This window comes from Pseudomonas sp. P129 (assembly GCF_020312195.1).
Taxonomy (GTDB): domain Bacteria; phylum Pseudomonadota; class Gammaproteobacteria; order Pseudomonadales; family Pseudomonadaceae; genus Aquipseudomonas; species Aquipseudomonas fragariae.
The window spans coordinates 812,229-824,020 of record NZ_JAGPYS010000002.1 but is presented as its reverse complement, the minus strand read 5'-3'; the positions used below and the strand labels follow the sequence as shown (position 1 = coordinate 824,020).

The following is an 11,792-nucleotide window of genomic DNA, read 5'->3' as shown; positions in this document are numbered from 1 at the left end:
GTGAATCTCCGTTTTTTATTGTAATGAGATGTCAGTCACTGCCAGACAAGATAAGACGTCGTACAACATGGGTCGTTGGTAAAAATGTAACTATGTGTGAACCGGCTGTGATGCAGGCTAAGCTCGCGTCTGCCAACCCCGTTTATCTGGAGAGCCCATGACGTTTCCAATACTCGCCGCTGCTCAATTCTGTTCTGCACGGGGAGATATCGAAAGCAATCTCTCCGGGCATCTGGCGTTCATGCAGCGGGCAGCTGAACTGGGCGCCCGTTATCTGCTGTTTCCCGAGTTGTCACTCACAGGCTACGAGCCGGATCTGGCTCGCGAGTTGGCTTTGCTTCCAGACGATGCGCGTCTGGCGCCGCTCGTGGCACTGGCTAAAAAATTGCGACTGACGACCACCCTTGGCGTGCCGCTCAGGGGGCCGGACGACAGCGTGCTGATTGGCGCACTGACCTTCACCGCTCGGGGCGATGTCATCGCCTACGCCAAGCAATATCTGCATCCCGGCGAAGACGTCGTGTTCAGCGCCGGCAACGAGGACTGCTATCTGCCAGTTGATCAGCAGCGAATCGGTCTGTGCGTGTGTGCCGACTTCGCCCACGCCGAACACGCGCAGCGCATGGCGCAAGGCGCAGCCTGGGTGTACGCAGCCAGTGTGCTGATCTCGCCGGGAGGCTATGAATACGATGCCGGACTGCTTTCGGGGCATGCCCGCCGTCACTCGCTGCCGGTGTTGATAGCCAATCATGGCGGGCCGACCGGCGGCTGGCAGTCGGCGGGGCGCAGTGGTCTGTGGGACGAGGCAGGGCGCTGGGTTGGCGGGATGCAAGGTGAAGGAGGTGGTCTGGTAATCGCAACCCGCCAGCGCGAGGGCTGGCGGGTGAGGGCGGTTACGGTGGACTAAGGGTGGTCACGCGCCCACGGCATTGTCCGCTTTGAGCTCGGGCTCATTATGCGAGCGCGAAAGGGTCTCCGGCACGGCCAGCCACAACAGGCAGAACGCGACCGCTGCCACGCCGGCGAGGGTCAGAAATGCCGCGCTGTAACCTGCTGCATGCACAACAAAGCCCGCCAGGCTGTTGCTCAGCGCTGCACCCAGCCCGAATAGCGTGGACAGCGCACCCAGACTCACGTTGAAACGCCCGCTGCCTTGAGTGAGGTCCTTGACCATCAAGGGGAACAAGGCACCGAACAGGCCCGCGCCGATGCCGTCAAGCATCTGCACCGCCACCAGCCAATAGGGATCATCGGAGAGGGTGTAGAGCACACCGCGAATCGGCAAGAACAGAAAGCCGGCCAGCAACAGTGGCTTGCGCCCCCAGACATCCGCTTTCATGCCGACCAGCAGCGCGGCCGGCACCATCACCAGTTGGGCCGCGACGATGCACGCCGAGGTCAGCGGTGTGGCCATCTGCATATTGATTTGCGACAGCTTCTGACTCACCAGCGGCAGCATCGCCGCATTGGCCAAATGGAACAGCGCGCAGCAGATACCGAACATCAGCAGCGGTTTATTGCTCAACAGCGCAGAAAGGCCTGACGGTTGATGACCACTGACGTCGTGGCTGGCATCGAAACCCCGCGCCACGTCGTGATCGATGGCGTCTGCGGAAACGAAGCTGACCGCGACAATACTCGCCAGCGCCATGGCGGCCATCAGGTAGAACACCGCAATAGGTCCGAAGAGGTAGGCGAAGCCGCCAGCCAGCAGGGCTGCGCAGGCATTACCGGCGTGGTTGAACGTTTCGTTGCGCCCGGTACGGCGGGTAAACGCTTTGGGCCCGGTGATGCCCAGGGAAATGGCCGCGATGGCCGGTGCAAATACCGAGGCCGCAATGCTGCTCAACGCCTGGGTCAGGGCGACAACGGAAAAAGACGAGGTGAAGGGCAGAATCAGGCAACTCAGCGTCACCAGCAAGGCCGCCACACCGATCATGGCGCGCTTGTAGGGCGTACGGTCGATCAGCGCCCCGGCAGGTGTCTGGGTCAGCAGCCCGGCAATGCCGGCAATGGTCATCACCACGCCGATGCTGGCCGGGTCCCATTTGTGCACCGCCAGCAGATAGATCGCCAGATACGGGCCCAGGCCATCGCGGACATCGGCAAGGAAGAAATTCAGGCTATCCAGTGAAAGGGTGTTGCGGCGATCTGCATGACTGACCAAGAGTGAGATTCCTGTAATTCGTCCGACCCCAGGCAACCGAGTCACGGGTAATACTGACCCGGGCCGTTTTAAAGAAGTTTCCGCACCCAAGATGAAATTTAGGCTTCAAATGCTCTTTTTCTGCAGGCTTTTCAGTCGCTGGGTCGCGCGTTGCACGGCAGCCATTTTTTCGGGCCGTTTCATGCGCTTCCACTTGCGGATATCGTCTTTGGTACGCCCGCAGCTCACGCACAGATCGCCGCTGAGCTGGCACACGGAAATGCACGGGTTTTCGATGTCCTTGGCCATGCTCAACCTCGGCTGGCGTATTTGCGTTTGATGCGCTGCTGCCAGTTGCCCGCGTTCTCGCGCAGGCACTGCTCTTCGCAGTCGACATGCACATGCGCCGCTGCATTCGACAGGCTGACCTGGGCATCGTCAAGTGCCTCTACCGTGAGACCGATCATGCGCTCGTCCAACCCGCGCTGCAGCGCAGCGTTCTTGTCGGCCAGCGTATCAAACACCCACACCACCTGCAGGCTGGCCGGGAATGCTGCGTAATCGACTTCATGAGTCAGCCAGCAGAAACCGGGCATCTCGGCCTTGGCGGTCTCGCAGGCGTGCGTCAATGCGCTCACCAGACGCCGATCTGTCTGGGCCTGTTCGCGTTTGCTGGAGGGCATGGTGGACCTTGGAGTGTAGAGGGAAAGATGGTAACGATACCTGATGCCAGTATTGCTCGCAGTACTGATCAACCACATACAACGGGGAATGGTGCCTGGCGTCGGTACCCGCCACGTGACGCGCCACAAACAAATGAATGTTTATTGTTAAACACAAATTTGCGATGAGTCCCTCATGATCTTCTGACCGGGATGATGGAGTGTATGATCGCCGTTCAGGTAGTCTGGTATTCAGTAAATCAATGTAGTTTCAGCTGGGCTAAAGAGCGTTACAGGATTAAAAAGCCAGGCGGTTGAGCTGTTTTTAATGTATGGACAAGGAGCGTGACATGGCATTTGATACCTATAGGTACATCGAAGGTATTCCGGGCGAATCGTTTGATGAAGTGTTCAAAAACTGTATTGAGCTTTCCGATTTTGATGTGAAATGAAACTCATCCTTCACAGTGTGCTGATTCTGGCGCTTTCTGTACTGCTTACCAAATGGCTTGTCGCTTTGGACCTGCTGGCCTCGCTACTTCAAACTGAAACAGGCCTCGATCTGTATGCTTCAGCTACAAATACCCTGGGCATAATCGGTGGCGAGGATGGAGAGTTCATGCTTCTTGCCTTGACGGTATTCGTCATGCTGGTTCCATCGGCGTTTCTTGTGGGCGTTGCAGCTAAAAGGCTTCATACGTTCAGAGCAAAACGGCAGTCAGCAGCAAATAAGAGAGCCGGCAGATAATACGCAGTGCTGTCTGATTGCACGCGGCCATTATTCAAGCCGCCCAGCGGTATCTTGTAGGATGACGTGCGGCCGCAAGACGCGCGCCTTTCCGACAATAAAGATAATGGATGCTCATCATGGAATTCTCATCATCAGGCAGCACACCCGATCAAAGCCGCAGGGGGTTTCTCAAGCAGTCGCTGGCCGTTTCTGCAACCGTTGCCGCCATTGGCGCATTGCCGCGTCTTTCCAGCGCTCAGCCGCTGACCCAGCGTTATCCCGACCCTTTGGTCAGTGTGCTGGACGACAGCTTTACCCACATACGAATATTCAATGCCAGCGTCGAGAAACTGGCCAGCGGCATGCGCTGGGCCGAAGGGCCGGTGTGGATCGGTGACGGTCGCTACCTGCTGGTCAGCGATATCGCCAACAATCGCATCATGCGCTGGGACGAGGTGACGGGTGAGCTGTCGGTGTACCGCGAGCACTCGAACTTTTCCAATGGCATGTGTCGCGACCGTCAGGGCCGGCTGCTGGTTTGTGAGGGCTCCAGCACGACCACCGAGGGGCGGCGCGTGACGCGTACCGAGTACAACGGGCGCATCACCGTGCTGGCCGACAGATTCGAGGACAAACCTTTCAATTCGCCCAATGACATCGTCTGCAAACGTGATGGGTCTATCTGGTTCACCGATCCCACTTTCCAGGCCGAAAGCAACTACGAAGGTCAAAAGGTCAAGCAGGAGCAACCCTTTGGCGTCTATCGCATAGACCCCGCGAACGGCAAAGTCTCCAGGGTGATCGATGATCTTGCCGGTCCGAATGGCTTATGTTTTTCGCCGGATGAAAAAACCTTGTATGTGGTCGAGGGGCGCGCCAAACCCCACGGCCTCATCTGGGCGATAGCGGTCAACGAAGACGGCACGCTGGGCGAGCGGCGCAAGCTCATCGAAGGCCTGGACTACGCGGCGATCGACGGCATCAAGTGCGACGAGAGCGGCAATCTGTGGTGCGGCTGGGGCGGTAACGGTGATCCCAAGGCGGATATGGAGAAACTCGACGGTGTACGAGTGTTCAATCCTCAAGGCAAGGCCATCGGCCATATCAGCCTGCCCGAGCGCTGCGCCAACGTCTGCTTCGGCGGGCGAGAGGGCAATCGGCTGTTCATGGCCAGCAGCCATTCGCTTTATTCGGTGTTCGTGAACGCGCGCGGTGCCACGTTTGCCTGACAGCGCGTGACCCGATGACGGCGTATGACACGACGCGTCGTCAATCGGGTCGAACCCCTCGGACTATGCCCGGTCTGTTCCTGTAATTACTTTCAGGGATAGTTATTTATGTCGGCGCAACGCGGCCTTGTTCTACTTGCGCGAGGCGGTTATGCCGCCCGTGGGGTTGTTTATCTGATTATTGGTCTGTTCGCGGTACTGGCGGCGCAGGGCTCCTCGCAGCCGGCCGACAGCCACAGCAGTCTTGAAGCGCTATTGAGCCAGCCCTTCGGCGGCGTTCTGGTCGGGGTGGTGATCGTCGGTCTGCTGGCGTTTGCGGCATGGCGTGTCTTGCAGGCTACCCGGGACGTTGACCATCATGGCCGCGAATTCAAAGGGCTGGTGATTCGCGGCGGTCTGTTGGTGGGCGGCTTTACTTACGGCGCACTGGCGTTCTTTGCCTTGGGGCTGCTGGTCAGTGGGCTGAAGAGCTCCGGAGGCTCATCGGGTGGTGGTCAGGCCAAGGACCTGCTGGCAGCCATTCTGTCCTGGGATCACTCCAATCTGCTGGTCTACGTGGTCGCCCTGGTGCCCCTGGGGTTGGGCATTGTGCACATCATCAAGGGCTACAAGGCGTCCTTCGAGAAGTATTTCGAGGCCGATGAAGACGTGATGAAGTACGTGCGTCCGGTATCGCGCTTCGGCCTGATCGCCCGCGGCGTGGCGTTCATCGAAATTGCCGTGCTACTGGCAGTGAGCGGTTCCAGTTATCAGGCCATGCACCCGCCGGGCATGAAAGATGCGCTCAACGGTTTGCAGGATCTGCCCGCAGGCGGCCTGGTATTGCTGATCGTGGCACTTGGGCTGATTGCGTTTTCGGTGTACAGCTTCGCCCAGGCGGCCTGGCGCAGGATCAATATGGACGTGCCTGACGCGCCGGAGGCTGTAGCGCGCCATTTCCGCTGATCCCGTATTCTGGTAGAGGACTGCGTGACGTCTCAGGTCAGGCAGTCCCTTAGTGGCGCCTGCCAGTAAAAATAATGTGATCTACGTCTCAAGTCGTCCTTGGTGTGGCCGACATTCTCTTTAGCGCTGCGATCATTTTCCGGACTGACGTTCTCCACGCGGGCCCGGATCAGATTCAGCGCAATAAAAATAAAAGAGGATAGCCATGACCATTCTTCAGCGAGTGATCGGTGGGTTTGCTGTGCTGGTGTTACTGCTGCTCGCCATGGCAGGTATCAGCTATCAAAGCACCCATTCCATAAGCGATCGGATCAGCGTCATCACAGGGCAGTCCGCACCCTTGAGCAGGGCGGCGAGCGAGCTTTACGTGCATGTGCTGCGCGCCAACCAGGCACTGCTCGGGATTCTGGTCAGCACTGATCCCAAACAGATCGATGATGGCAAGCAGCCGTTCAACGACAGCATGACCCGGTTCAATCAGTTGCTGGACAGCACGCCTGCCTACATTGGCGATCGTGCCGAACTGCGCGACAACCTGAACCAGCAACGCCAACTGAGTGCGGCTTATGCCGAGCAGGCGCAGACGCTGATTGCCAGCCATCGACAGCACGTTCTGCAGGCACTTCAGAGCCGAGTGTTGCAGGGCTACAGCAGCAGTCAGGGCGCGCAACTGACCGGTTATCTTCGTGACTATATTGCCCGCGAGCGCAACGCCGGCTCCGCCGAGACGGTGGCGGCGGGGGAAAAGCTGTTACTGGACGTCGGCAAATCCTACGAAGGTCTGGCTGCCCATGCCGCCACACCGAATATTCAGACCTTGCAGCGCGTGCTCAACCTGCAGGATGAGGTGATCAGCAGCCGCACACGGGAGCTCATCGCAGTCGACCCGCGCGCTGGCCGGATTGCCAGCGTGATGGTCAACCGCTTGCTGAACGACCTGACCGGCAGCGACGGCGTTTATCAGGCCTACAGGCAGGAAGCGGCACTCGCCGAGCAGGTCGACAAACAGCGCCAGGCAGCGGAAACCCGTCTTCAAGCAACGCTGGGCAAGATTGGCGAGTTCGGCAATCAGTCACTGGCGGTGGCCAACGAGGCCAAGGCCGGGGCTGATTCGACCATCGCCACCAGCCTCAGCCTGTTGCTGATCGCCTGTCTGCTGGCCGTCATGGCGGCAGCGATCATCGGCACATGGGTCGCCTTCAGCCTGCGTCGCCCTCTGGCGGCGTTCCGCGAGGTTTTGAAGACGCTCACCAGTGGCGACATGCGGGTACGTTTCGACGTCAGCCGCCGCGATGAGTTTGGTGAGTTGGGGGGTTATCTCAATGAATTCACCCAGTCGTTGCAACAGACGTTTCGTCAGCTGATCGGGTCGGCCGATGCCCTGGCGCTGACCGCCAGCCAGAACGCGCAGATCAGTGAGCAGACTACCCGCGTGGTCGACGAGCAGAAGGATCGTCTCAACTCTGCCGCGTCAGCCATGAATGAAATGGAAAGCACGGTCGAGGAAGTCGCCCGTCGGGCTCAGGACACCCGTGGCGCGGTGGACAGCACCAGTGAGTTGACCGGGAAAGTGCAAAAGCGCGTGGCTGAAACCATCGTCAACATTCGCCAGCAGGCTGAGCAGGTCAACAAGGCGTCTGCGGTGACCGACGAGTTGCAGAAATACGGGCAGAACATCGACGGCATCGTCGACGCCATTCGCACCATTGCCGAACAGACCAACCTGCTGGCGCTCAACGCAGCCATCGAAGCGGCGCGGGCTGGTGAGCAGGGCAGGGGCTTTGCGGTGGTGGCCGATGAGGTGCGCTCGCTGGCCAGTCGCACTCAGACCTCCACCAGCGAGATCCAGGAAATGATCGGGCAGATGCAGAGCAAGATCCATTCGGCGGTAGAGGTGATGAACGAAAGCCAGATCCAGTCCGACCATTGCGTGACACTGGCCTCCGGCGCTGATCAATTGCTGGTGGAAATGGGCGAGGCGGTGGATGTGATTCGCGACATGAACATTCAGATCGCTGCGGCCACCGAACAGCAAAGCGCGACCGTGCAGGAGACCAGTCGCATGGTCACGCACATCAACGATTCCGCCCAGCAGGCCGCCGACGGTGCCGAGCAATCGGCAATCAGCAGTCAGGACCTGTCGAAAATGGCCAGGGATCAGCGCGAGCTGCTCCATCATTTCAGCGTTTAACGCCCCGGGAGTCAGAACATGAAACAGTGGTTATCGATTTCCCTGAGTGCGAGCCTGCTGTTCGCTGGCCTGGCGCAGGCGGCCACGCCGCTGATCGGTGTAGGCATGGCCAAATATAACGACAACTTCCAGACCATCCTGCGCCACGGCGTGGAAAAACAGGTAGCCCTGCTGGACGCCGACATTTTCATGGAAAACGGCCAGGACGACGTGGAGCTGCAGATGCGGCAGTTTCGCAATCTGGTGAACTCGAAAGTCGATGCCATCGTTGTCGCGATGGTGAGTGGCAAAAGTGCACCGGAAATGATGCGTCTGGCCAACGAGGCCAAGGTTCCGCTGGTATTCGTCAATCGCAATCCTGAGCCTGCCACGTGGCCTGCACTGACGGCGTTCGTCGGCTCCGACGAACTGGAATCCGGCACATTGCAGATGGAAGAGCTGGCTCGCCGTGCCAATTACAAGGGCAATGTGGTGATTCTGGTCGGCGACCCGAGCAACAAATCATCGGTCATGCGCACCGAGGACGTGGAGAAGGTGGTCGCCAAGTACCCGGACATGAAGGTTGTGCAGAAGAAAATCGGCAACTGGGAGCGCAGTCAGGCTGCGACCATCGTGATTGAATGGGTCAAACAGGGCGTTGACTTCTCCATCATCGCCGCCAACAACGACGAAATGGCCATTGGGGCAATCATGGGGCTGGAAAAAACCGGTAAAAAGGCGGGTGATTACCTGGTGGGCGGGATCGACGGCACCCCGGACGGTTTGAAGCTGATGGCCGAAGGCAAGATGGCGGTGAGCGTGTTCCAGGATGCGCTCGGGCAGGCTAACGGCGCAGTGGATGCCGCGATGCGCATGGCGCGCGGCGAAACCCTGGCGTCCCCGGTCATCTGGGTGCCGTTCAAGCTCATTACTCCGGAAAATCGTCAGCAGTTCGAGTAGTGCTCAGGTTACAAACGTGTGGCGCTGGGCGTCACACGTTTGTGTCCTTGCTGCACACTCGGGGTCGAACATGGAGCAGGGCGCGCTTACCGGCAAGTCAGACTCGAATATCCTGCGGTCCGCGGATCTGGGCTTCGATGCGTGTGCCGGTCAGGCGTTCTTCGTTGGAGAAGCCGTCGTAGCTGGACAGGTCGCCAAAGCGAATGCCGGTGAGTTGTTCGATCTGCGCGACGCTGCGTTGCCAGGTTTTGAGTGGGCCGAACATGATGTCCAGCTTACCCAGCTCGCGGGTCTGGTCGATCATGTAGGCGCTGGCCGAAGGCTTGCCGTCATCACCGAGAAACGCCACGACCTTCCAGAATGCAGAAGGGATTTTGACGTTGCGGTAGCTGCGGTCGTCGTCGCGCAGCACCGGGCCGGTGAACACCGTTACCCGTGATTTCCAGCGTCGTGTGTTGTCGAGAATGTAGTCCTCGAGTTCCAGCCAGGTCTTCTGGTTGAACGCGCCCATCTGCGGCGAGCAGTTGGTGAAGTGGAAGGTGTCGCTGTTGGCAACTTCGGCTTCCTTGCCCCAGTTAGGGTCCTGACGCCGAACCAGATGGCCGCGATCCAGCAGGTTGTCGGCATACACGCTCTCGCCAATCTGCGCCTCGGCGGGCAGACGGCCGTCAAATGCCCAGGAATCCTTGCTGCGCTTGACCTCTACACTGTTGGCACCGTCAATGTTGACGCCGACATACAGCGCCAGACGCCGACTGCGCGACATGGTGATGGAAAAGTGCGTGTAATCGAGGCGATCGCCGGCGTTCTTCAAAGGATAGACGTCAGGCGCAAGCTCCTCGTCGGCAGTCGGCCAGGGCACGATAAAATCGCCGAGGAAGTTCTCTGCATAGCCGGTGCGTTTTTTCAAGTCGCTTGCTGGTGTGGTGCGTCCTGCGGCAAGCGCCTGTGGTTCGAGCAATGGGGTCGTCGACGTCAGCGGTTTGAGGTCGGCAAGGCGGGGACGGTAGGCGAGATCGATGGCGAACTTCTTGTCAGGCACAGTGCTTGCTCCTGTGGGGGACTGAATGTGTTTAGTTCACCATAGACGCGTTACAGAGTGGCGTCAGGCCGGACGTTCGACATGATCGACTGCCGATTCGGCAAATTCCGTTAAATAGGCTTAAGTATCTGGCAACGTGCGTCGATAAGCTGTTGATAAGAGCAATCCGCAGCTCGCGTTATTTCATTGACCGGAGGGCTACAGGATGTCGATAAAGCTACGTCTGTTCTTGCTGATAGGCACCAGTGTACTGACCGTCATGATCATCAGCCTGGTCAACTACCTGGGTAACACGCGCATGGAGGCGGCGATGCTCGACAGTGAAGTCAGCATGGCTGCGCTGGGCAATCACCTGGAAGCCGACATGATGCATGACGCGCTGCGTGCCGATGTGCTGTCGGCGATGCTGTTTGGTCTGGGCAGGAGCAACAGCACGCGTGACGAAGTGCAGACATCCCTGAAAGAGCATGCCGCACTGTTTCGCAAGGTCGTGAGCGATAACCTGCAACTGCCGCTCACCGATGCCATCAAGGCGGAGCTGAGCAGGATAAAGCCAAGCCTCGACGCTTATATCAGCGCAGGCGAGCGGATTGTCGGGCTGGCCATCGACAGCCCGGACCGTGCGCAGCAAGATCTGGGTACGTTCTCCAGCGCCTTCACGCAACTGGAGGGGCAGATGTCGACCTTGAGTGACCTGATCGAGGACAACTCCAAAGCCAGCGGCGAACGCACCCGTCAGACCACCCGCAGTGCCAATCTCACCTTGGCGGTCGTGCTTTCGATCAGTATTTTGCTGCTGCTGGTCCAGGGGTATTGGGTGACGCGCAGCATCATGATCCCGCTTGCGTCCGCCAGTCGTATTGCCGACAGCATTGCTCATGGCAACCTCAGCGAACCCATTGCCGAGTCCCGTGGCCGTGACGAAGCCAGCATGCTGATTCGCAGCCTGGCGATCATGCAGCGTGACCTGCGCAGCATGATCGAAGTGGTGCGCAGCAATGCCAATGACGTCAGCGGCATGAGCCGTCAGCTCAGCAGTGGTTGCCATGAGGTGGCCGACAGCAGCCGGCAACAGAGTTCGGCAGCCGGCACCATGTCGGCGGCGACCAGCGAGATGACCGCAAGTATCGAAGAAATCACCCGGCATGCCGGGCAGGCACTGGAAATGGCCAGTCAGGCCGAATCCCTGGCCAAGAACGGCGGTCGGGTGATTCATCAGGTGGTCAGTGACATGGACAGCATTGCCCGTTCGGCACAGCAGTCGGCTCAGGTGATCCGCACGCTGGACAAGGACTCGGAAGGCATCTTCAATATTATTCAGGTCATCAAGGGGATTGCCGACCAGACCAACCTGCTGGCGCTCAACGCGGCCATCGAGGCTGCCCGTGCCGGCGAGCAGGGCCGTGGTTTTGCCGTGGTGGCCGACGAGGTGCGCAGCCTGGCCGGACGCACCAGTGCGTCTACCCAGGAAATCACCGCCATGGTTGCGCGCATTCAGCAGAGCACCCGCGAAGCGGTTACCAGCATGGAAGCCGGTGTCGCTCAGGTCGACAAGGGCATGGCGGTCACCGCCGAAGTGGAACGTGCGATCAGCGACATCCTGGATGCTACGTTGAGCACCACGCAGTTGGTCAACGACATCACCCGTACCATTGGCGAGCAAAGTCTGGCCAGTAATGAAATCGCCCATCAGGTAGAAATGATTGCCAGCATGTCCGAGGGCAATAGCCGGGTCATCGGCCAGACCGCCAGTACCACCGACGAGCTGTCGGTAATGGCCGGGCAGCTTTCACAATCGGTCGATCGCTTTCAGCTGTGATATCAAATTGCCCGGGTCTGCAGTACTCTGCGGCGCGAAAAGCGCCGTGAACTGCGTGGCTGAAGTTTTTTCGCCTGCGCTGAAGGCGA

Annotated in this window: 11 protein-coding genes and 1 pseudogene; 8 read left to right on the top strand and 4 right to left on the bottom strand. The window is 59.1% G+C overall.

Translation table 11 applies throughout. From position 1 onward, the window contains the following. The first annotated feature begins 157 nt into the window (after positions 1-157). The gene (locus KBY02_RS08810; RefSeq protein ID WP_103359182.1) at positions 158-907 is read left to right on the top strand and encodes a carbon-nitrogen hydrolase family protein; all 750 of its coding nucleotides are present in this window, start codon (positions 158-160) and stop codon (positions 905-907) included. A 6-nt stretch (positions 908-913) separates the two neighbouring features. Here KBY02_RS08810 and KBY02_RS08805 read toward each other — a convergent pair whose 3' ends face one another. The 3 genes from KBY02_RS08805 to KBY02_RS08795 form a co-directional block, all read right to left on the bottom strand. Continuing rightward, on the bottom strand, positions 914-2,167 hold the full coding sequence (locus tag KBY02_RS08805) for an MFS transporter (RefSeq protein WP_024638453.1): 1,254 nt from the start codon (positions 2,165-2,167) through the stop codon (positions 914-916). 105 nt (positions 2,168-2,272) lie between these two features. Continuing rightward, complete coding sequence (locus KBY02_RS08800) at positions 2,273-2,455, bottom strand: DUF1289 domain-containing protein (protein WP_003315517.1); 183 nt, start codon at positions 2,453-2,455, stop codon at positions 2,273-2,275. Between the two features lie 2 nt (positions 2,456-2,457). After that, the gene (locus KBY02_RS08795) at positions 2,458-2,829 is read right to left on the bottom strand and encodes a hypothetical protein (RefSeq protein ID WP_011267529.1); all 372 of its coding nucleotides are present in this window, start codon (positions 2,827-2,829) and stop codon (positions 2,458-2,460) included. A gap of 427 nt (positions 2,830-3,256) precedes the next feature. Here KBY02_RS08795 and KBY02_RS08790 point away from each other — a divergent pair, with 427 nt between their 5' ends. The 5 genes from KBY02_RS08790 (at position 3,257) to KBY02_RS08770 (ending at position 8,842) form a co-directional block, all read left to right on the top strand. Next, on the top strand, positions 3,257-3,556 hold the full coding sequence (locus tag KBY02_RS08790) for a hypothetical protein (protein ID WP_024638451.1): 300 nt from the start codon (positions 3,257-3,259) through the stop codon (positions 3,554-3,556). A 110-nt stretch (positions 3,557-3,666) separates the two neighbouring features. Continuing rightward, positions 3,667-4,767 carry an SMP-30/gluconolactonase/LRE family protein gene (locus KBY02_RS08785; protein WP_412548785.1) on the top strand — a complete coding sequence of 367 codons (1,101 nt, stop codon included), beginning with the start codon at positions 3,667-3,669 and terminating at the stop codon, positions 4,765-4,767. Positions 4,768-4,875: 108 nt separating this feature from the next. Beyond that, the gene (locus KBY02_RS08780) at positions 4,876-5,712 is read left to right on the top strand and encodes a DUF1206 domain-containing protein (RefSeq protein ID WP_024647903.1); all 837 of its coding nucleotides are present in this window, start codon (positions 4,876-4,878) and stop codon (positions 5,710-5,712) included. A 205-nt stretch (positions 5,713-5,917) separates the two neighbouring features. Continuing rightward, the gene (locus KBY02_RS08775; RefSeq protein ID WP_225650186.1) at positions 5,918-7,903 is read left to right on the top strand and encodes a methyl-accepting chemotaxis protein; all 1,986 of its coding nucleotides are present in this window, start codon (positions 5,918-5,920) and stop codon (positions 7,901-7,903) included. 18 nt (positions 7,904-7,921) lie between these two features. Further along, on the top strand, positions 7,922-8,842 hold the full coding sequence (locus KBY02_RS08770; RefSeq protein ID WP_003407888.1) for a substrate-binding domain-containing protein: 921 nt from the start codon (positions 7,922-7,924) through the stop codon (positions 8,840-8,842). A gap of 97 nt (positions 8,843-8,939) precedes the next feature. Here KBY02_RS08770 and KBY02_RS08765 read toward each other — a convergent pair whose 3' ends face one another. Further along, on the bottom strand, positions 8,940-9,884 hold the full coding sequence (locus tag KBY02_RS08765) for a DNA/RNA non-specific endonuclease (protein WP_003407890.1): 945 nt from the start codon (positions 9,882-9,884) through the stop codon (positions 8,940-8,942). 205 nt (positions 9,885-10,089) lie between these two features. Between KBY02_RS08765 and KBY02_RS26475 the strand changes: the two are divergent. Together KBY02_RS26475 and KBY02_RS26470 are read left to right on the top strand one after the other, a co-directional pair. Beyond that, positions 10,090-10,845: pseudogene (locus tag KBY02_RS26475) on the top strand (MCP four helix bundle domain-containing protein); the annotation flags it as partial. After that, a complete protein-coding gene (locus tag KBY02_RS26470; RefSeq protein ID WP_373605097.1) occupies positions 10,840-11,703 on the top strand; it encodes a methyl-accepting chemotaxis protein in 864 nt (287 codons plus the stop codon). The pseudogene KBY02_RS26475 and the gene KBY02_RS26470, both read left to right, overlap by 6 nt. Positions 11,704-11,792 lie beyond the last annotated feature (89 nt).

What these genes read in the sequence shown, in the direction of transcription:
- KBY02_RS08810 (WP_103359182.1), top strand. Translation starts at nt 158, where the DNA reads ATGACGTTTCCAATACTCGCCGCTGCTCAATTCTGTTCTGCACGGGGA.
- KBY02_RS08800 (WP_003315517.1), bottom strand. Translation starts at nt 2,455, where the DNA reads ATGGCCAAGGACATCGAAAACCCGTGCATTTCCGTGTGCCAGCTCAGC.
- KBY02_RS08795 (WP_011267529.1), bottom strand. Translation starts at nt 2,829, where the DNA reads ATGCCCTCCAGCAAACGCGAACAGGCCCAGACAGATCGGCGTCTGGTG.
- KBY02_RS08790 (WP_024638451.1), top strand. Translation starts at nt 3,257, where the DNA reads ATGAAACTCATCCTTCACAGTGTGCTGATTCTGGCGCTTTCTGTACTG.
- KBY02_RS08785 (WP_412548785.1), top strand. Translation starts at nt 3,667, where the DNA reads ATGCTCATCATGGAATTCTCATCATCAGGCAGCACACCCGATCAAAGC.
- KBY02_RS08780 (WP_024647903.1), top strand. Translation starts at nt 4,876, where the DNA reads ATGTCGGCGCAACGCGGCCTTGTTCTACTTGCGCGAGGCGGTTATGCC.
- KBY02_RS08775 (WP_225650186.1), top strand. Translation starts at nt 5,918, where the DNA reads ATGACCATTCTTCAGCGAGTGATCGGTGGGTTTGCTGTGCTGGTGTTA.
- KBY02_RS08770 (WP_003407888.1), top strand. Translation starts at nt 7,922, where the DNA reads ATGAAACAGTGGTTATCGATTTCCCTGAGTGCGAGCCTGCTGTTCGCT.
- KBY02_RS26470 (WP_373605097.1), top strand. Translation starts at nt 10,840, where the DNA reads ATGCAGCGTGACCTGCGCAGCATGATCGAAGTGGTGCGCAGCAATGCC.